The sequence below is a fragment of the Ruegeria sp. CL5 genome (assembly GCF_056536485.1).
Window position 1 is genome coordinate 33,568 of sequence record NZ_JBQFPS010000013.1, and the last position, 19,137, is coordinate 52,704.

A 19,137-nucleotide genomic window follows, 5' to 3' on the forward strand; every position below is an offset into this window, starting at 1 on the left:
TGATGGCGCGGGTTCTAGTGAAAATCCCGGCTTGGGAACAGACGCTTGGCCTGTTCGCGCGGATGGCGGGCGCTTGGGCCGTTCTGCCGGGGGCGCGGGGTGTCATCCGCTTGCGGTTGGGTGATGCCGATGGCCTCATCCAGCGGATGCCCAAGCTCGGACAGTTTATGCGACATATCGGTGATTTCCTGCGCGATCAGATGCACGACGATCCCCTCGCGCTGCAGATACCCGCGGACCTGCAGCAACCGCCCGCCCATCACGATGCGGCGAAACCGTTCATAGACCTTGGGCCAGACAACCACATTGCTGACCCCGGTTTCATCTTCAAGCGTCAGAAAGATCACGCCCGAGGCGGTTCCCGGCCGCTGGCGCGTAATCACCAGCCCGCAGACGCTGTAACGGCCCAACGGGATGTCCTGCAGCGTGGCATGCGGCACAAGGCCGGGGATGGATGGGCGCAACAGCTCCATCGGGTGCGAGCGCAGGGTCAGACGGGTCGAGACGTAATCCTCGACCACTTCCTCGCCCAGATGCATGACCGGCAGGTTCACCGGTGGCTCGTTGATGCTTTCGCCATCGATGGGGTCATTGAACAGCGGCAGAGCGGTTCGGCTGCGGATGGCTTTGACATGCCACAGGGCGTCGCGCCGGGTCAGGTCCATGCCGGAAAACGCATCCGCCTCGGCCAGACGCGTCAGAACATCGGGGCGCAGCCCGGCCCGCAACCACAGCGTTTCGGGGTCCGGATACCCATTACCCCGCGCGGCCACGATCCAATCCGCATCCTCCTGCTTGAACCCTTTGATCTGGCGAAAACCCAGCCGCAGGGCCAGCGCCCCGTCGGCGCGGCGTTCCAGCAGATTGTCCCAGGTCGAGGTGTTAACGCAGACCGGGCGGATCTCGACCCCATGCTCGCGCGCGTCCCGCGCGATCTGGGCCGGGGCGTAAAACCCCATGGGTTGCGAATTCAACAGCGCGCAGGCAAAGATCGCCGGGTGGTGGCATTTCATCCAGGCCGAGACATAGGCGAGCATCGCAAAAGCCGCCGCGTGGCTTTCGGGAAAGCCGTAATCGGCAAAGCCTTCGATCTGGCCAAAGCAGCGGTCGGCGACCTCGGGCGTATAGCCATTGTTCAGCATCCCCGCGATGAACTTGTCACGATATGTGCCAATCGTCCCCATGCGCCGGAACGAGGCCAAGGAGCGGCGCAGGTGGTCGGCCTCTTCCGCCGAAAAACCTGCGCCTACCACGGCGATTTGCAGGGCCTGTTCCTGAAACAGCGGCACGCCCAGCGTGCGCCGTGTCACCTCTTCCAAGGCAGGGCCGAAGGGCTCGGATTTTTCCAGCCCGTTGCGCCGCCGGATATAGGGCTGCACCATATCGCCCTGAATGGGGCCGGGGCGGACGATGGCAACCTCAATCACCAGATCGTAGAATTCACGCGGTCGCATCCGGGGCAGGAAATTCATCTGCGCCCGGCTTTCGACCTGAAACACGCCCACCGCATCAGCGGCGCACAGCATGTCATAGGTCGCCGTGTCCTCTTGCGGGACGGTGGCGATGCTGAGGGTTTCGCTGTTGTGTTGCTGCATCAGGTCAAACGCCTTGCGGATGCAGCTGAGCATCCCCAGCCCCAATATATCCACCTTCAGAATGCCAAGCGCATCGATGTCATCCTTGTCCCACTCGATCACGGTGCGGTCTTCCATAGCGGCGTTTTCGATCGGGCATAGCTCATCCAGCCGTCCTTTGGTGATGACGAACCCGCCCACATGCTGCGACAGGTGGCGCGGAAAGCCGATGATCTCGCCAATCAGGCGGACCGTCTGCATCAGCCGCCGGTCTTTGAGGTCGAGGCCCAGTTCCTGCAGCCTTTCGGCGTCAACGCCGCCATTGCTCATCCCCCAGATCTGGCCGGACAGACCTGCGGTGACGTCCTGAGACAGGCCCATCACCTTGCCCACCTCGCGGATTGCCGCGCGGGATCGGAAATGGATGACCGTGGCACAGAGGCCCGCGCGGTGGCGGCCATATTTCTCATAAATCCACTGGATCACCTCTTCGCGCCGCTCGTGTTCGAAATCCACATCGATATCCGGCGGCTCGCCTCGGTATTTCGAGACAAAACGCTCGAACACCATGGCGATCATGTCGGGGCTGACATCGGTGATGCCCAGCAGATAACACAGGATCGAATTGGCGGCTGATCCGCGCCCCTGGCACAGAATGCCCTGCGAGCGGGCGAATTGCACAATGTCATGCACGGTCAGGAAATAGGCCGGGAAATCCAGATCGGCGACCAGGGCCAGTTCCTTTTTCATCAGGCTGATGGCCCTCTCGGTCGGGCCATCGGGATAGCGCCGTTTCAACCCCTCGCGCGCCAGACGTTCTAGCCGCGCCAGCGGGGTTTCAGTGCTGGCGATCTCGTCTGGGTATTCGTAAGACAGCTCGCTCAGGTCAAAGCTGCAGCGGTCGGCGATTTCCAACGTGCGGCGCAGCGCGCCGGGGTGATCCTGAAACAGCCGGGCCATATCCGCATAGCCTTTCAGCCGCCGTTCGGCATTGGGCAGGGCGCGGGTGCCGATCTGGTCAATCGTGATGTGCTCGCGCATACAGGTCAGCACATCGGCCAATTGGCGACGGTTGCCACGGTGCATCAGCACATCGCCCACCGCCACCATCGGGGCCGAGGCCGGCAGAGCTGCCTGCGCACAGGCCGCCAGATAGGCCCGATCACTGCCGTCATAACGGGGCACGGCCCCCAGAAAGACCGAATTGGGGAACTGCCGCCGGACGGTCTGAATATCGGGGATGGCCTGTTTCAACCCGGCCTGAGGCAGCGCGATCAGGATCATCCCCTGACAGGCCGCCAGCATGTCTTTCAGGTCCAGATGGCATTCCCCTTTCTCGGCCCGTCGTTTGCCCAGCGTCAGCAGCCGGGTCAGTCGCTGATAGGCTGCGCGGTCGCGGGGCAGGGCCAGCCAGTGCACCGCGCTGTCGCGCAGAACCAGACGGCAGCCAACGATCAGCTTAGGCAGGGCGGGCACATCCGGTTTATCGATCGGCTGCACATGCCCGACCTCTTGCCGGGACGAGGAATCGAGCCGGTGTTGCGAGCGGATTTGAACCGCGCCTTCCGCCTCGCGCCGCAGTTCTTTCAACGCGCTCCAGCCCCGGACCACCCCGGCCAAGGAGTTCCGGTCGGTGATCGCGATGGCCTTCAGGCCCAGCTCTGCCGCGCGGGTCACCAGCTCTTCGGGGTGCGAGGCTCCGGTCAGGAAGGTGAAATTTGTGGTCACGCCCAGCTCGGCATAGCCGGGGTCCTGCGCGTGTGAGCTGGGCGGGTTCGGTTTGCTCATGCGAATTCCCCATGCACGAACCATCCCGGATTTTGCGGCGTGTAATACAGCCACAACCGCCGCCCCTGCCGGGTTTCGACCTGCCAGTAATCGCGCAAGCCCGTGCGCCAGTTCTCATCTTCCAGCCACCATTCGGGGCAGATGCGTTCGGGGCCGGTTGAGCGGCCTGTGGTCAGTGACATGCGCCGCCAGCGAAAGCGGCGCGGCGGGTGCGGGCCTGATCCGGCGATGGGTTCCGGCGGAAACAGTTGCAGGGGGCGGGGGCGTATTGCGACCCACCCGCCTGCAGGGTCGGAATAGGCGGCGGGCGAGATGATAAAGCTGCGTTCGGGGATATGGCTTTGCGCGGGCAGCAGGCGGTGGACCTGTTCCAGCCCGATCCGGGTGCCGATGCGGGTGATCAGGTCATCCAGTTGATCTTTGCCCCGGCTTGCGGCGCGGCTGATCTGGCGCACTGGCAGGGGTTCCACCAGCGTGGCCTCCAGCCGCAGTTGATCGACACCAAAGCCTGCATCCACCTCGGCCAATCCACGTTCGAACAGGGGCAGGATGCGATACGGGTCACGCAAAGGGCGGGCCAGGCGCAGCTCGACCTGCTGATGGTCCTGATCCACACGGCGCAAGGTCATGCACAGCTTGCGCGCGCCCATTTCCTGCGCTTTCAGCTTGTCGCAGAGCCGTTCCAGTAACCGTTCCGCCCCGGCCATCATGTCAGACAGCAGGCCAATGGGCTCGGGCAGGGTCATGCGCACACCGTAATGGGGCGGATCGGCCAGCGGCGTGATCTGTTCGGGCTGATCCCCCAGCGCTTGATCCAGCCGCATCAGCACCTCGGGGCCAAACCGGCGTGTCAGCGGCGCGCGCGGGGTTTGCGCCAGCTCGCCAATCCGGCGCAGGCCCAGCCGTTGCAGCGCGACCGAGGTATCCTCATCCAGCCGCAGCGCCGCCACCGGCAGGGCGCGGATGGCCTTCAGCGTATCTTGGGTCGCGACCCCCTCGCCATAATGCGCCAAGGCCCACGCCGCACCGCGTGTCGGGGCCAGACCGATCTGCACCGCAAGCCCGGCCCGGGCCAGACGCCTGCGCATATCCGTCAGCATCATCTCTTCCCCGCCTGCAAGATGAGTTGATCCGGTGATGTCCAGAACCAGCCCATCCTCACCCTCGAGCCCGACCCAGGGGCAATAGCGCGTGGCCCAGCGGCGCAGGGCGTGCAGAAACCGCTGATCCCCTTGCGGGTCGGCGGGGTGACTTTGCAGATCGGGGCAAAAGGCGCGGGCATCGGAATAGGGCATGCCGCTGTGCAGGCCTTGCCGCTGTGCCTGCGTGTTCAGGCAATACACCCGGTTTGCATTATTCTGTTTCAGCGTCAGAACAAACGGGCCATCGACCGGGCGCAGGCGCAAAGCCCGGTCGCTTGCCAGCCGGGGAAACCAGAGTGAAACGATGCGGCGCTGCATCCCGCCGAACATATAAACCCCCAAATGTTCTACATTTGTTCTTATATGTTCTTGACCCTCAATGAGTCGAGTCCTTGAGGGCCAGATCGTCAGGGTTTCAGAGCCGGGGCGCTTACTTCAGCGCCCGCGCCAGAAAGGCCTGCGTGGTCTGGTGCGAAGGGTGGTCAAACACCGCCTCGGGCGGGCCTTCTTCAATGATCCGACCGCTGTCGAGGAAACAGATCTTGTCGGCGGCCTCGCGGGCAAAGCCCATTTCATGCGTGGCCATCACCATCGTCATGCCCTGTTTCTTCAGCATCAGCAGAACATCCAGCACCTCGCCCACCAGTTGCGGGTCGAGGGCCGATGTGATCTCATCAAACAGCATGACCTCGGGCTGCATGGCCAAGGCGCGCACGATGGCGACGCGCTGCTGCTGACCGCCCGACAGCTGGTCGGGATAGTTGTGCATCCGGTCGGCCAGCCCGAACCGGCTGAACAGCGTCTCGACCTCGGGCTGCAATTCGGCGCGCGTCAGCCCACGCACCCGGCGGGGGGCGAGCATGACATTTTCCAGCGCGGTCATATGCGGAAACAGGTTGAAGCTTTGAAAAACGATCCCAATGCGGGCGCGAACCGATTGCGGGTTCAGACCGGGGATCGAGATATCCTCGCCATCCAGAAAGATCGTACCGTCCTCGATGGGTTCCAGCAGGTTGATGCAGCGCAACAGGGTGGATTTTCCCGACCCGGACGCGCCGATCAGACAGACCATCTGGCCCTCATCCACGGTCAGGTTGATCCCGTCACAGACTGTACGGTCGCCAAAGCGCTTGACCACGCCCTGAAGTTCCAGTTTTGGCATCAGCGCCTCTCTCGCATTTGGCGGGCCATCAGGTGATCGGCATAGCGGGTGGCCGGAATGGTGACGATCAGGAAGATAATCGCGGCCCCCACATAAGGGGTGAAATTCGCCAGCAGTGATTTGAACACCCCGGCCTGACGGAAGATTTCGACCGGACCGATGAAGCTGAGCAGCGAGACGTCCTTTTGCAGTGCAATCAGCATGTTCATCTGTGATGGCACCACGTTGCGGATGGCCTGCGGCAACACCACGTCGCGCATCACCTGCCGTTCCGACAGACCCAGCGACAGGGCGGCGGCGCGCTGGCTGTGGTGAACGCTGTCGATGCCGGAACGGAAGATCTCGGCCACATAGGCCGAATAGGTCAGGATCAGCGCCAGCGAGCCCCAGATGTAAGGCGAATTCCATGGACGCGGCAGGCCCAGCCCCGGGATACCGAAGCCGATCAGATAGACCGTCAGGATCACTGGCACGCCGCGGAAAATGTCGGTGAACGCCGCGCCAAAGATGCGCAGCGGAAACAGGGCAGGTGATTTGGCATCCCGCGCCAAGGCAATCAACAGGCCAAGCACGGCGATCGCCGGTGCGGACCATAAAAAGATCATCACGTTGATCCGAAACGCCTCAAGCAATTTCGGGAAGGTTTTGACTAGTGTCTCGCCGTTGAAAAAGCTCTGCTGAACCTTCGACCAGCCCGGAGCGAGCGGCACCAGAAAGTAAATCGCGGCCACAACAGTGACCGTGCTTATTGTGGCGATCACCAACGAGCGTCGTCGTTGGTGCGCCTCGTACCGTTCGCGGCGGGTCATCCCCGCCGCCTTGTGATCTGCCATGTTACTTGATCAGAGGGACACCGGTGGTGTCCTGCAGCCATTTGGCCTCGATGTCAGCCAATTTGCCGTTCGCCATCAGCGCTGCCAGCGCCTCGTCCACGCATGCCTTCAGCGGGTTGCCTTCTTCCATCAGCATGCCGAAATGATCGGGATTGTCATTTTCATCCGCCGGGAACTGGCCGATGACTTTTGAGCCTTCGATCATCACCGCGCTCAGGAACAGGGCAGTGGGCAGATCGAATAGGGCCGCATCGATCTGGTTGGCCGACATGGCGGCGTTGACGTCCGCATTGTCGCCATAAAGCAGCGGATCGCTGTCGGGTTGGATGATGCTTGCCAGTTTTGGCACCGCCGTGGTCGAGCCAACGGCCCCCCATTGCAGGCCTTTCAACGCTTCAAGCGTTGGGGCTGTCTCGGTTGAGTTAGGGCTCACCAGAACCGCCATCGGAGCGGTGTAGTAGGGGGTAGAGAAATCAACCACCTGATCGCGCTCAGGCGTGATCGAGTATTGCTGCATATTGACGTCAAATTCCTTGGCGCCGGGTTGGATCGCCTCGTCGAATGAAGATCGGACCCAGACGACATCATCAGCCGCGAACCCCATCTCTTCGGCGACCGCATAGGCCACTGCGGCCTCGAACCCTTCGCCGCTTTCGGGCGCGTCATCAAGTACCCAAGGGTAATAGGCAGGGTTACCTGTTGCGATGGTGAATTTGCCGTCTGTCAGTGTCTTGCCAGCGGCGCATTGGTCCTGCGCATATGCTGCCGTCGAGAGAAACAGAACCGTACTTGCCGCGATCGTGAGTGTCTTGGACATCCGAGTGAATCCTCCTGTTGGATCATTTTGCCGCTACGGTAGTTCTGCCGGTCGGGCCTGTCCAGCAGATGCGTAGCTATTGGGCTTCGACTGGATTCGATTTCTATCTTATTTCAGATGATCGAAAGCCCGCGTATCTAGCAGCAACCAGATTCGGAATTGAGCCCGGTGTCGCAAGTTTCGCCACCGCAACATCGAGTACTCAGATGGCAATAGACGTATGAGGGGAGGGCAGAAGATTGAAAGATAGATTTGTCCTGCTGACAGGTTGTTCTGGTGGTGGGAAATCGACACTACTCACCGCCTTGCGCGAGCTTGGGTTTGCCACGGTACGGGAACCAGGTCGTCGTATCATTGCAGAAGAGCTAGCTGGTATCGGAAAAGCGTTGTGTTGGGTGGATATGCGAGCCTTTGCGCGGCGAGCTGTCGAGATGGCAAAATCAGACTTAGAGGCTGTGCAAAACATTGATGGCATTGTATTCTTTGACCGAGGATTGATCGACGCAGCTGCCGCCTAGGCACACTCTCGCGGTTAAAAGATTGACGAAACACTCCGCGAATCTTCGTCATTCGAAGCGCAAGTTTTCGTGATCCCACTATGGCGCGAGTTATTTTCTAAAGACCAGGAACGACGCCGCGATTTCGATGCAGCAGTCCGTGAAAACCATCGCATTGAACAGGCGTTGAACACCCTCGGCTATATGCATATGGAATTGCCTAAAACGTCGGTCGAAGAACGGGTCGAGTTCATTCTTAGGGATTGCGGAGCACTTTGACTCAGAACTCCGCTTTATCCGTATGGGGGCAATCAGACGGGTTGTTCTGACGACAGTTTCAGATGGGTTTGATGCACTCAATAAGAGCTTTCGGAAATCGTATTGGCGAAGTCGAAAATAGTATCGACGCTTTACGGATCCGAGTCGCCTTTCTTTGACGGTACTGTCGGAAAAAGAAACCCGCCAAACATCTGGCGGGTTTCAATGCTTTGGTTGATTGGCTTTATACCCGGATCAACCGAAGACACGTCCCAGCGCGCCGTCTACGGCGTCGGTGATCTGGTCGATATCGTCCGCTGTTGCGATCAGCGCTGGCGAGAAACACAGCGTGTTGTTGCGGCTGGGGATCGAACGGTTGGTAACACCGATGATGACACCCTGCGCCATACAGTCAGCCACGACGGCCTGTGCCTGCTTTTCGTCCACCGGCTCTTTGGCACCGCGATCCGCGACCAGTTCGGCGCCCAGGAACAGGCCCTTGCCACGCACATCACCGATAACCTTGTGCTTTTCCATCAGCGCCTGAAGGTTGCCCATCATGCGGTCGCCCATATCGATGCAGTTCTGCAGCAGGTTTTCATCCTGAATGATGCGCATGTTCTCAACCGCCGCTGCCGGACCGGCAGTGCAGCCGCCAAAGGTCGAGATATCGCGGAAATAGCTCATCGGGTCTGACGCGTCGTCCTTGAACATGTCAAAGACTTCCTCGGTGGTTACCATGCAGGCAATCGCGGCATAACCCGAGGCAACGCCCTTGGCCATGGTCACGAAGTCAGGTTTGATGCCGTATTGCTGGTATCCGAACCAAGTGCCGGTCCGGCCAACGCCGCAGACAACCTCGTCAATGTGCAGCAGCACGTCGTATTTCTTGCAGATTTCCTGCACGCGGGGCCAATAGCCTTCGGGCGCTTCGATGACGCCACCGCCTGCGGTCACCGGCTCAAGGCACAGGGCGCCAACGGTGTCGGGGCCTTCGCGCAGGATGACCTCTTCGATCTGGTTGGCAGCCCATTCACCAAAGTTCTCTTCCGGTGCGCCGTCCAGCTCGTGCTTGCGGTATTCCATGCAATGCGGAACGCGCACAAAATCGGGTGCAAAGGGGCCGTATTGCGCGGTGCGCTCGTCCTGACCGCCTGCTGACATCGTCGCCAAGGTCGAGCCGTGGTAGTCGCGGTCTCGATACAGGATTTTGGTCTTCTTGCCGCCGTACTTCTTGTGCGCGATCTGGCGGATCATTTTGAACGCCTTCTCGTTCGCCTCGGAGCCCGAGTTCGTGTAGTACACGCGGCTCATGCCCGGCATCTTGTCGATCAGCATTTCCGCGAAATTCGAACCGGGGATCGAGCCTGCGGTATTGGCGAAATAGCACAGCTTCATCAGCTGGTCATAAACCGCCTTACAGATGGATTCGCGACCATAGCCGACGTTGACAGTCCAGACCCCGCCAGAGACAGCATCCAGATGCTCCTTGCCCTTCTGGTCCCAAACGCGCATCCCCTTGCCTTCGACAATGATACGGGGGTCATTGGTCTCAAAAGGCTTATGCTGGATCAGGTGATGCCAGATGTGGGCGCGGTCAGCTTCGACAACGCGGGAAAGATCGTTTTCGTTGAACGTGCCGTCCATGACATGTCCTTTCAAAATAGGGCGCACGGGAATCAGAGCATCCCTGTGGGCGCAAAGTGACGTGATACTGCAGATCAACGCGAATGGTGCGCGTGAAGTAGGGCCAGATTAGCCCATAGGATATCTCCAGTGTACCAGAAACGCGTATTAATACGGGTTTGTTATGACGTAAACTTTGTGCTCAATACGCCAATCTGTCGAGTTTGGGAGGATCGCCGGATGACAGCCACACCAATCTACCAGCAACATCTGGAAAAAACCCCTGCGAATTTCACGCCTCTGTCTCCGCTCAGCTATCTTGAGCGGACGGCGGCAGTGTATCCGGATTACCCATCCGTGGTGTATGGTGAGCGCCGGTATAGCTGGGCTGATACCTATGCGCGGAGCCGAAGTCTGGCCAGCGCGCTGAGTGCGCGTGGCGTGGGCGTGGGCGACACAGTGTCGATCATCGCGGCCAATATTCCCGAGCTTTACGAGGCACATTTTGGCGTGCCCATGGCGGGCGCAGTGCTGAATGCGATCAACACTCGGCTGGATGCGCCGATCATCACCTTTATTCTGAACCATGCCGAAACCAAGGTGCTGCTGGTTGATCCCGAATTCTCGGGCGTCGTGAAACAGGCGCTGACGCAGGTGGATCATGACATTCTGGTGATCGATATCGAAGATGCCAGCTTTGACGGTGGCGAACGATTGGGTGATTTGACCTATGAGGGGCTGCTGGCCGAGGGCGATCCGGAGTTCGATTGGTCTTTGCCCGCAGATGAATGGGACGCGATCACGCTGAACTATACGTCCGGCACCACCGGATACCCCAAAGGCGTGGTCTATCACCACCGCGGCGCGGCGCTGAATGCGACGTCGAACATCCTGACATGGGGCATGCCGCAGCATTCGGTCTATCTGTGGACGCTGCCGATGTTCCACTGCAACGGCTGGTGCTTTCCCTGGACGATGGCGGCCAATGCAGGCACGTCCGTTTGCCTGCGCGCCGTACGCGACGAGCCCATCTATCGTGCGTTCCGGGAAGAGGGCGTAACCCATTTCTGCGGTGCGCCGATTGTGCTGAATATGCTGGCCAATGCGCCGGATCACCTCAAGGATTTCACGCAGCAGATCAGGGCGATGACCGCTGGTGCTCCGCCGCCCGCCAAAGTGATCGAAGCGATGGAAGGGATGGGGGTCGAGGTTACCCATGTCTATGGTCTGACCGAGACCTACGGGCCGTCCGTTGTCTGTGCGTGGAAGGACGAATGGAACGAGAAAGGCGCGGAAGACCGCGCTGCACTGAAGGTGCGTCAGGGGGTGAAATACGTGGCACTCTCGGGCCTGATGGTCGCTGACCCCGAGACGATGGAGCCTGTGCCTTCGGATGGCAATACCATGGGCGAGATCTTCATGCAGGGTAACATCGTGATGAAGGGCTATCTCAAGAACGCCGAGGCGACGGAAAAGGCCTTCAAAGGCGGTTGGTTTGCTTCAGGCGATCTGGGCGTGATGCACCCGGACGGATATATCGCGCTGAAGGATCGGTCTAAGGATATCATCATCTCGGGCGGCGAGAATATCTCATCCGTTGAGGTCGAAGACACGCTTTATAAACACCCGGCCGTGATGGAAGCAGCGGTGGTGGCCCGCCCGGACGAGAAATGGGGTGAAACGCCGTGCGCATTTGTTGAATTGAAACCGCAGGCAGAGGCGAATGAGGCGGATATCATCACTTTCTGCCGGGATCATATGGCCCACTTCAAAGCGCCCAAGACGGTTGTTTTCGGGGCGTTGCCGAAAACGTCGACGGGGAAAATTCAGAAGTTCATCTTGCGCGACCGGGCGCGGGAGCTGGGTTAATCGAAGATCGACAGATCAAGTTCCAGCATCTCGCCCATCCAAATGGCGCGATCCCGGTGATCGGCCAAGTGATCGCCGGTTTCTGGATGGGTAAAGATAGTCAGCCCTTTCCGGTTCAGGATCAGCCAGGGAAAGACCTGATCAAAGGCTTCGGCGGGAAAGCCCAGCTGGCAACTCCAACGCGGATGAGGGCCAACGTTGCGCGCATGCATGCGGCCCATCTGCACGGCGGGAAACAGGCGCGCGGCTTCTTCGCACACTTGCTGTGCCGTGTCCTGTGTGTTGGCGTCGAAATAGACATGGGCATGGTAGCCGGTGATCTCGGGCATGGGGGTCTCCGTCTGACGTTGTACAGAAACCTAAGGGTGGCGCGAGGATTTGTGCACCCACACTGCCACACAGACCGTGTGCACCGGTTCAGAGCGGAGTATGCAGATCGGGATGGGCTGCGGCAAAGGCGGAATGCTCTGCGCAAACGGCCTCGACTGCTGTCAGGCGTGGCATGTTGGATAGATCAACTTCCCACCTGCGCGCATTATAAAGCTGTGGGATCAGGCAGATATCGGCCAGACCGGGGGTGTCTCCGGTGCAGAACGGGGATTGATCAAAGCCGCTCAGCAGCGATTCAAACGCCAGCAAACCCGGTCGGATGAAGTGGCGCATCCAGTCGCCGGGCATGTCGCCTGTGCCATTGCTAAGCGCGGTGGCATGTTTGGCAACCGACAGGTTGCAGACCGGATGGATATCCACCGCGATGCTGTGCGCCAATGCCCGCGCCGCGGCTCGCTTGGCCGGATCGGTTGGCAGCAGGCCCAGGTCGCGGGTCTCATCCAGATAATCGATGATCGCCAGCGATTGGGTCAATCGAACCCCATCGATATCCAGCACCGGGACCAGACCCTGCGGGTTGCGTTCCAAATGATCCGAGGCGCGATGCGCTCCGTTCACCAGATCGACCACAACAGGGCGATAGGTGATCCCTGCTAAATTGAGCGCAATTCGCACCCGGTAACTGGCGGAGGAGCGCCAGTAATCATACAGCACCACTTCGGACATATGATGGTCAGCCTTTGCTTAGTTCCTTGGCATGCAGCCAGTCGGCATGCTGAGGGGCTCGTTTGGTGCGCGACCATTCTTCGAGCATATCCCATTTCACCGAATCCAGCCGGGCCAGCATGGCCTCTTCCTCGGGGTCGGGGCAAGCCAGTTCAACGCGGTGGCCGTTTGGGTCGAAGAAATAGATCGAGTGAAAGATCGAATGATCCGTGACACCCAGAACTTCGACCCCATTGGCTTCGAGATGGTCCTTGAAGGCAATCAACTCATCACGGTCCTTCACCTTGAAGGCGATATGCTGCACCCATTTCGGAGTGTTTGGGTCACGCCCCATTTCGGGCTTGGTTGGCAGTTCAAAAAACGCCAGCACGTTGCCGTTTCCGGCGTCCAGAAACAGATGCATATAGGGATCGGGTTCGTGCGTCGAAGGCACATGGTCTTCGGCAATCGCCAGAATGAAATCCATGTTCAGCATCTTGCCGTACCATTCCACAGTCTCTTTCGCGTCCTTGCAGCGATAGGCGACATGGTGAATCTGTTCGATTTTCATGGGTTTACTCCTGTTTCAGGGCTGCAGCGCCCAGCGCCTGTTTCAGCACCGCGTTGTCGCCGATGTGGTTTGCCAGAACCAGCACAAGGCGCGCGTTGAACGCATCGCTTTCGGCTTTCTCAAGCCCTTCATGGGCGGCCACCAGATCGGCATAGAAATCGTCCGCCTGGGTCAGATTGGATGAGAGGATCAGTTCGGCCATATCGCTTACTCCTTGCCTGTGGCGCGGCGCACCGCGTGTCGGAATGCGTTTTCTTCGTAGGTGTCGCGGCGGGCGGCCACGTGCTGATCGGGTCGGATCAGATAGACCGCTCCGCTCGCATCGCCCAGATAGCGGCGCTTCAGCGTCAGGGTCGGGTCGTCCTTGATCGAGAGTGCAAGGCGTTTGACGGTGATCCCATCGACCTCGATCTCGTCTGGCGCATCGGCATCGATGGTCAGCAGCGTGAACTGTCCGGCCAGTTTTGGCAGCAGGAAGTCATCACCCAAAGGCGCATCGGGACAGGACGCACCGGGGCGCGTCTGCGATGGTCCGTTCAACGCATCCGCCGAATTCAGCGGCGAGCCGTCATAGACGCAAGGCACGCTCAAGCGGCCAGAATTCACCATCGGGCGGGCAAAATCGTAATGTTCGCTCAGGTCCAACACCGCGTCGCGCAGGATGCGTGACATCTGCGATTTCGGGGTGATGAAATCGGTCGAGCGAGTCGAGTTCAGGATGTTTTCGTCCGCGCCGTGAATGCGTTCCTGATCGTAGCTGTCCAGCAAAGATTCAGGTGCGCTGCCATCGATCACCAGTTTCAGTTTCCAGCACAGGTTGTCGGTATCCTGCACACCCGAATTTGCGCCCCGTGCGCCAAACGGGCTGACCTGATGGGCACTGTCACCGGCAAAAATCACGCGGCCATGGCGGAATTGCTCCATCCGGCGGCACTGGAAGGTGTAGATGCTGACCCATTCCAGCTCGAAATTTACCTCCTCGCCCAGCATGGCCTTGAGGCGCGGGATCACGTTTTCCGGGCGCTTTTCGCGCTCCTTGTCGATATCCCAGCCCAATTGCAGGTCGATGCGCCAGACGCCATCGGGTTGTTTGTGCAGCAACGCAGATTGGCCTTTGTTGAAGGGCGGATCGAACCAGAACCAGCGTTCCGAGGGGAAATCGGCCTCCATGATCACATCAGCGATCAGGAAGTTGTCTTCGAACACGCGGCCCACAAAATCCTTACCCATCATGGCGCGCATGGGTGAGCCCGCGCCGTCGCAGGCGATGACCCAATCCGCCTCGATGGTGTACGAACCCTCAGGCGTTTCGACCTCAAGCTTGACGTGATCGGGGTGGGTTCCAACGGCTTCGACCTTGTTGCGGCCGCGGATTTCGATCGGTGCGCCCTGCGCTTGCAATTCGCGGACGCGGTCGACCAGAAACTGCTCGAAATAGTATTGCTGCAGGTTGATGAAGGCCGGGCGCTGATCGCCGCTATCGGGCTGTAGGTCGAATTCATAGACCTGACGTTCATCGAAGAACACCTTGCCCTTGTTCCAAAGAACACCCTTGTCCACCATCGGCTGCCCGCAGCCCAGACGGTCAAGAATTTCTAGCGGGCGTTTGGCGAAACAGATCGCGCGGCTGCCAAAGCTGACTTTATCGTTGTCGTCCAGCACCAGCACCTCGACCCCTTGCTGGGCCAGATCGATGGCGGCAGCCAGACCAACCGGACCGGCCCCGACAATGATGACCTTGTGGCGCACGGGTGCGGGGGCGGATTGGTCCGGGCTGGCCTCGTAGGCGTAAAGTGGAACTTCGAAAATCTTGTTCACGGTCTCTCTCCCAGTTCTGGTGCAGCGGGCGCACCTCATCTGTTCTCCGGCAGTACAGCGCCGGAGGGGTGGTCTTAGCGTTTCACTGTCAAATCCGGGCCGCCACGATCTGGATCAAATCCGGCCAGGAATTCTTAGCCCTGCAGGGCCTCCCACATCTCGAGATCGCGCTGGGCGGTCCAGATGCGGGGTGTGTCGATGCCGCGCGCCTCGTCATAGGCGCGGGCAACATTGAACGGCAGGCAGTGTTCATAGATCGCATAGTCGGCGAATTTGGGGTCGCATTCGGCGCGGACCGCGTCCCATGCTTCCTTCAGGCTGCCACCGCGCGCCGCAACATTGGCCGCCGGGCGATAGGTGCTTTCTACGAAATCGCGGGTGTTTTCGATGGCCGCGTTGACCATGTCCTTACCGACCAATGCGTCGCCGCGTCCCGGAGCGATAGCGTCCACGTCAAACCACTTGATCTCATCCAGCGTATCTCCCCAGTCGCTGAAATGCCCGTCGCCGCAATAGCAGGCCGAGTGGTATTCAACGATGTCTCCGGTGAACATGACATTCTGATCGGGCACATGGATGACGATATCGCCTGCCGTATGGGCGCGGCCCAGATGCATCAGGTCGATCCGGCGGTTGCCCAGATAAACCGTCATTGTGTCGCTGAAGGTGGTGGTGGGCCATGTGAGGCCGGGGATGCTTTCGTGTCCTTCGAATAGGCGGGGGAAGCGTTGGAATTCGCTGTCCCAATCCTCCTGACCCCGTTCAACAACCATGGCGCGAGCCATGTCCGACATCAGGATTTGCTGCGCGCCAAAAGCGCTGGCGCCGAGCACACGAACTGCGTGGTAATGCGTTAGCGCCACATGGGTAATCGGCTTGTCCGTGACCGAGCGCACGCATTCGATCACCTTGTTGGCCAGACGCGGGGTCGCCTGCGCCTCGACAATCATCACGCTGTCATCGCCGATGATCACGCCCGAGTTTGGGTCGCCTTCGGCGGTGAAGGCGTAAAGCCCTTCGCCCACCTCGGTGAAGCTGATTTTCTTTTCCGACATGTCCCCCTGGGACGCGAATGCCTTGGCCATTTCTCAATCCTTTTGCAAAAACTCGAGCCGGTTTCCGAATGGGTCTTCGGTGAAAAACCGGCGGCGGTCATTTAGTGTTGTGTCCCAGCGCAATTTCTGACCGTAACTTTTGATCTGAGCGGCGATCGCCTCCAGATCATCGACGGCGAAACCCGGATGGGCTTTGCGGGCTGGTGAGAAGTCTTTCTCGACACCCAAGTGAAGTTCGCACTGACCCAGCGCCAGCCAGAGGCCACCACGCGCGCGCAGGGCTTCGGGCTTTTGCAATTCGTTCAATCCCAATGCATCACACCAGAAAATCCGCGCGGTGGATTCGCCACCTTCGGGGATCGCAATCTGGATATGGTCGAGTCGAAACATCAATCAGCGCGCATAAGGGTCGCTTAACGCAGGCAGCACAGTGCCCACGCAATCGCCGAAGCCGATGGTGTAGCCGTCGCCCTTGGCCGCGCCGGTCAGAGTCATGGTGTCACCATCTTCGATAAAACTGCGGGTTTCACCGGTGTCTAGCGTCAGCGGTTCTATCCCGCCCCAGCTGAGTTCCAGCAATGAGCCGCGTTCCGGTTTGGTCGGGCCCGAGATGGTGCCGGATCCCAGCAGGTCGCCTGTGTTCATAGGGCAGCCAGACGTCGAGTGATGCGCCAACTGCTGCGCTGCTGAGTAATACATCTCGCGGTAATTGGTCTGCGCGATGGTTGTGGTGTCTTTGCCTTCGGGTGCCATGGTCACGGCCAGATCAATGTCATACAGCATCGGTCCACAATCTTTCAGGTGATCCAACAGGGCAAACTCACGATCCGGCGTGTCGCAGCGAAATGGCTCCAGCGCCGCTTTGGTCACGATCCACGGGCTGATCGATGTCGCTGTCGCCTTGGCCTGAAACGGCCCCAGCGGTTGGTATTCCCACGCCTGAATATCGCGCGCGGACCAGTCATTCAGCAGGACGTATCCAAAGATGTTGTCATCGGCTTCCTGCACAGAAATCGGGCCGTCAGACGGTGTGCCGACGATCGCACCCATCTCAAGCTCGATATCAAAGCGGCGGCAGGGCAGGAAGGCGGGCAGGTCTTGATCGGGGGATTTCAGTTGACCCCAAGGGCGGCGGATATCGGTGCCCGAAACAACCACCGAAGAGGCGCGCCCATTATAGCCGATGGGGATGTGCAGCCAGTTCGGCGGCAGCGCATTTTCAGCGCCACGGAACATGGTGCCAACGTTCTGGGCGTGATGGCGTCCCGCGTAGAAATCGGTGTATTCGCTGACGGCAAAGGGCATATGCATCTCGGCCTCGTCCTGCGGGATCAGCAGGCCTTCGATCTTGTGCTGCGCGTCTGAGCCTTCGGCCAGCAGAGCGATCAGGCGGTCGCGCAAGGCGGCCCATACGGCAGGGCCTTCTTCCATCAACGGATTCCAAAACGGCAGATCAAAGAGCGGCTCGTCAGAGAGTGCGATTAGCCCATCGACCTCGGCGGCGGTGACGTCAAAGATCATGTCACCGATAGCCACCCCACAGCGGGGCTCGGTGCTTTCTGTAGAGAATACGCCATAAGGCAGGTTGTTCAGTGGAAATGGGTGATCGGCGGAATTGGCCGATGAGACCCAGGAATTAATTAAAGGCATCTTGTCTCCAAACCTTTGTTCGAGGCCAAGATTTTTCGACGAAAAATCTTAGGACTTGAGCGGTACTTACTTCTTGCCGGGGGTTCCGTCGAATTTCTTTTCGATGTCGCTCCAGCAATCGATGTAATCGTCCTGCAGCGGGGCCTCGGTTGCGGCAAAACCGGTCAGGTGCTGTGGGAAGCGGGTTTCGAACATGAAGGACATGGTGTTTTCCAGCTTATCCGGGCCGAGGTTCGAATTCGACGCCTTTTCAAATGCTTCCTTGTCGGGCCCGTGCGGGATCATCATGTTATGCAGGCTCATGCCGCCCGGGATGAACCCTTGCGGTTTGGCATCATACTGACCGTAGATGTTGCCCATCAGCTCGGACATGATGTTCTTGTGATACCAGGGTGGGCGGAACGTGTCTTCCATAACCATCCAGCGCTCGCGGAACAGAACAAAGTCGATATTGGCTGTGCCCGGCTGACCCGAAGGTGCGGTGAGAACGGTAAAAATCGACGGATCGGGATGGTCGAACAGGATCGCGCCGACCGGACAATAAGTGCGCAGATCGTATTTGTAAGGCGTGTAGTTGCCATGCCAAGCGACCACATCCAGCGGGCTGTGACCGATCTTGGTAGTGTGGAACTGCCCGCACCATTTAATTGTCACGGTCGAGGGCACCTCGCGATCCTCAAACGCCGCCACGGGAGCTTTGAAGTCGCGTGGGTTTGCCATGCAGTTGGCCCCAATCGGGCCACGCCCGGGCAGTTCGAATTTCTGTCCGTAATTCTCGCAAACAAATCCGCGCGCGGGGCCTTCCAGCACTTCGACGCGATAGAGCAGCCCGCGTGGGATAATCGCGATCTCCTTCGGCTCCAGATCGATGATGCCCATTTCAGTGGCAAAACGCAGGCGACCTTCCTGGGGCACCACCAGCAGTTCGGAATCTGCCGAGAAGAAATAGTCATCCACCATCGATTCAGTGACCAGATAGATGTGGCTGGCCATACCGACCTGAGTATTCACGTCCCCGGCCGTGGTCATCGTGCGCATGCCGGTCAGCCAGGTCAGGCCTTCATCCGAATGTGGCACTGGATCCCAGCGGTATTGGCCCAGAGAGATCACGTCCGGATCAACGCAAGGAGCTGATTTCCAGTAAGGCAGGTCGATTTTATCATACCGGTGCGAATGCTTCACAGAAGGCCGAATGCGATAGCACCACGTGCGCTCGGGCGGGTTGGCGGTGAAGGCCGTACCGCTCAGCTGTTCGCCATATAGCCCATAGTTACATTTTTGCGGACTGTTAATGCCCTGCGGCAGCGCACCGGGCAGGGCCTCGGTCTCAAAGTCATTGCCAAAGCCGGGCATATAGCCGGGATGGGTTCCGACAGGGGTGCTGGCCTGGGTCATCTTATGCGGATCGGTGGGGCGATTCATCGGGCGCTCCTTCAAGTTGC

At 59.6% G+C, this 19,137-nt stretch carries 16 protein-coding genes and 1 pseudogene; 2 read left to right on the plus strand and 15 right to left on the minus strand.

What is annotated here, in order from left to right:
* Positions 1 to 14 precede the first annotated feature (14 nt).
* The 5 genes from ACR0IU_RS18875 to ACR0IU_RS18895 all read right to left on the minus strand — a co-directional run bounded on the left by ACR0IU_RS18875 (position 15) and on the right by ACR0IU_RS18895 (position 7,316).
* Positions 15 to 3,362, minus strand: a complete 3,348-nt coding sequence (locus tag ACR0IU_RS18875) for an error-prone DNA polymerase (protein WP_480717314.1) — start codon at positions 3,360 to 3,362, stop codon at positions 15 to 17.
* A complete protein-coding gene (locus tag ACR0IU_RS18880; RefSeq protein ID WP_480717315.1) occupies positions 3,359 to 4,834 on the minus strand; it encodes a Y-family DNA polymerase in 1,476 nt (491 codons plus the stop codon). Before ACR0IU_RS18880 ends, ACR0IU_RS18875 begins: the two co-directional genes overlap by 4 nt.
* Positions 4,835 to 4,934: 100 nt before the next feature.
* On the minus strand, positions 4,935 to 5,666 hold the full coding sequence (locus tag ACR0IU_RS18885; RefSeq protein WP_480717316.1) for an amino acid ABC transporter ATP-binding protein: 732 nt from the start codon (positions 5,664 to 5,666) through the stop codon (positions 4,935 to 4,937).
* Positions 5,666 to 6,499: an amino acid ABC transporter permease gene (locus tag ACR0IU_RS18890; RefSeq protein ID WP_010437538.1), complete on the minus strand. Its 834-nt coding sequence runs from the start codon at positions 6,497 to 6,499 to the stop codon at positions 5,666 to 5,668. Before ACR0IU_RS18890 ends, ACR0IU_RS18885 begins: the two co-directional genes overlap by 1 nt.
* A 1-nt stretch (position 6,500) precedes the next feature.
* Entirely contained in the window at positions 6,501 to 7,316 is an 816-nt protein-coding gene (locus ACR0IU_RS18895; RefSeq protein WP_480717317.1) for an ABC transporter substrate-binding protein, read from the minus strand.
* Between the two features lie 239 nt (positions 7,317 to 7,555).
* Here ACR0IU_RS18895 and ACR0IU_RS18900 point away from each other — a divergent pair.
* Positions 7,556 to 8,092 (plus strand): annotated as a pseudogene (locus tag ACR0IU_RS18900) (AAA family ATPase).
* A gap of 234 nt (positions 8,093 to 8,326) precedes the next feature.
* Here ACR0IU_RS18900 and ACR0IU_RS18905 read toward each other — a convergent pair.
* A complete protein-coding gene (locus ACR0IU_RS18905; protein ID WP_480717318.1) occupies positions 8,327 to 9,718 on the minus strand; it encodes an aminotransferase family protein in 1,392 nt (463 codons plus the stop codon).
* 219 nt (positions 9,719 to 9,937) lie between these two features.
* On the opposite strand from ACR0IU_RS18905, the gene ACR0IU_RS18910 reads away from it, so the two are divergent.
* Positions 9,938 to 11,566, plus strand: a complete 1,629-nt coding sequence (locus tag ACR0IU_RS18910) for an acyl-CoA synthetase (RefSeq protein WP_480717319.1) — start codon at positions 9,938 to 9,940, stop codon at positions 11,564 to 11,566.
* On the opposite strand, the gene ACR0IU_RS18915 is transcribed toward ACR0IU_RS18910, so the two are convergent.
* From ACR0IU_RS18915 to hmgA, 9 genes are all read right to left on the minus strand, one after another.
* Positions 11,563 to 11,895, minus strand: a complete 333-nt coding sequence (locus tag ACR0IU_RS18915; RefSeq protein ID WP_170475707.1) for a DOPA 4,5-dioxygenase family protein — start codon at positions 11,893 to 11,895, stop codon at positions 11,563 to 11,565. The two genes, ACR0IU_RS18910 and ACR0IU_RS18915, sit on opposite strands and share 4 nt — an antisense overlap.
* Before the next feature lie 88 nt (positions 11,896 to 11,983).
* A complete protein-coding gene (gene maiA / locus ACR0IU_RS18920; RefSeq protein ID WP_480717320.1) occupies positions 11,984 to 12,622 on the minus strand; it encodes a maleylacetoacetate isomerase in 639 nt (212 codons plus the stop codon).
* Between the two features lie 7 nt (positions 12,623 to 12,629).
* A complete protein-coding gene (locus tag ACR0IU_RS18925) occupies positions 12,630 to 13,172 on the minus strand; it encodes a VOC family protein (RefSeq protein WP_480717321.1) in 543 nt (180 codons plus the stop codon).
* A 4-nt stretch (positions 13,173 to 13,176) separates the two neighbouring features.
* Complete coding sequence (locus tag ACR0IU_RS18930) at positions 13,177 to 13,374, minus strand: DUF2783 domain-containing protein (RefSeq protein WP_480717322.1); 198 nt, start codon at positions 13,372 to 13,374, stop codon at positions 13,177 to 13,179.
* A gap of 5 nt (positions 13,375 to 13,379) precedes the next feature.
* Entirely contained in the window at positions 13,380 to 14,990 is a 1,611-nt protein-coding gene (locus tag ACR0IU_RS18935; protein WP_480717323.1) for an FAD-dependent oxidoreductase, read from the minus strand.
* 134 nt (positions 14,991 to 15,124) lie between these two features.
* Complete coding sequence (locus ACR0IU_RS18940; protein WP_480717324.1) at positions 15,125 to 16,075, minus strand: MBL fold metallo-hydrolase; 951 nt, start codon at positions 16,073 to 16,075, stop codon at positions 15,125 to 15,127.
* Between the two features lie 3 nt (positions 16,076 to 16,078).
* Positions 16,079 to 16,435, minus strand: coding sequence for a VOC family protein (locus ACR0IU_RS18945; RefSeq protein WP_480717325.1), 357 nt, complete (start codon positions 16,433 to 16,435; stop codon positions 16,079 to 16,081).
* A gap of 3 nt (positions 16,436 to 16,438) precedes the next feature.
* On the minus strand, positions 16,439 to 17,695 hold the full coding sequence (gene fahA, locus ACR0IU_RS18950) for a fumarylacetoacetase (RefSeq protein WP_480717326.1): 1,257 nt from the start codon (positions 17,693 to 17,695) through the stop codon (positions 16,439 to 16,441).
* Between the two features lie 66 nt (positions 17,696 to 17,761).
* Entirely contained in the window at positions 17,762 to 19,117 is a 1,356-nt protein-coding gene (gene hmgA, locus ACR0IU_RS18955; RefSeq protein WP_480717327.1) for a homogentisate 1,2-dioxygenase, read from the minus strand.
* Between the last annotated feature and the right edge of the window lie 20 nt (positions 19,118 to 19,137).

What these genes read in the sequence shown, in the direction of transcription:
- ACR0IU_RS18930 (WP_480717322.1), bottom strand. Translation starts at nt 13,374, where the DNA reads ATGGCCGAACTGATCCTCTCATCCAATCTGACCCAGGCGGACGATTTC.
- ACR0IU_RS18940 (WP_480717324.1), bottom strand. Translation starts at nt 16,075, where the DNA reads ATGGCCAAGGCATTCGCGTCCCAGGGGGACATGTCGGAAAAGAAAATC.
- ACR0IU_RS18895 (WP_480717317.1), bottom strand. Translation starts at nt 7,316, where the DNA reads ATGTCCAAGACACTCACGATCGCGGCAAGTACGGTTCTGTTTCTCTCG.
- ACR0IU_RS18925 (WP_480717321.1), bottom strand. Translation starts at nt 13,172, where the DNA reads ATGAAAATCGAACAGATTCACCATGTCGCCTATCGCTGCAAGGACGCG.
- ACR0IU_RS18915 (WP_170475707.1), bottom strand. Translation starts at nt 11,895, where the DNA reads ATGCCCGAGATCACCGGCTACCATGCCCATGTCTATTTCGACGCCAAC.
- ACR0IU_RS18905 (WP_480717318.1), bottom strand. Translation starts at nt 9,718, where the DNA reads ATGGACGGCACGTTCAACGAAAACGATCTTTCCCGCGTTGTCGAAGCT.
- maiA (WP_480717320.1), bottom strand. Translation starts at nt 12,622, where the DNA reads ATGTCCGAAGTGGTGCTGTATGATTACTGGCGCTCCTCCGCCAGTTAC.
- fahA (WP_480717326.1), bottom strand. Translation starts at nt 17,695, where the DNA reads ATGCCTTTAATTAATTCCTGGGTCTCATCGGCCAATTCCGCCGATCAC.
- ACR0IU_RS18880 (WP_480717315.1), bottom strand. Translation starts at nt 4,834, where the DNA reads ATGTTCGGCGGGATGCAGCGCCGCATCGTTTCACTCTGGTTTCCCCGG.
- ACR0IU_RS18910 (WP_480717319.1), top strand. Translation starts at nt 9,938, where the DNA reads ATGACAGCCACACCAATCTACCAGCAACATCTGGAAAAAACCCCTGCG.
- hmgA (WP_480717327.1), bottom strand. Translation starts at nt 19,117, where the DNA reads ATGAATCGCCCCACCGATCCGCATAAGATGACCCAGGCCAGCACCCCT.
- ACR0IU_RS18890 (WP_010437538.1), bottom strand. Translation starts at nt 6,499, where the DNA reads ATGGCAGATCACAAGGCGGCGGGGATGACCCGCCGCGAACGGTACGAG.
- ACR0IU_RS18885 (WP_480717316.1), bottom strand. Translation starts at nt 5,666, where the DNA reads ATGCCAAAACTGGAACTTCAGGGCGTGGTCAAGCGCTTTGGCGACCGT.
- ACR0IU_RS18945 (WP_480717325.1), bottom strand. Translation starts at nt 16,435, where the DNA reads ATGTTTCGACTCGACCATATCCAGATTGCGATCCCCGAAGGTGGCGAA.
- ACR0IU_RS18875 (WP_480717314.1), bottom strand. Translation starts at nt 3,362, where the DNA reads ATGAGCAAACCGAACCCGCCCAGCTCACACGCGCAGGACCCCGGCTAT.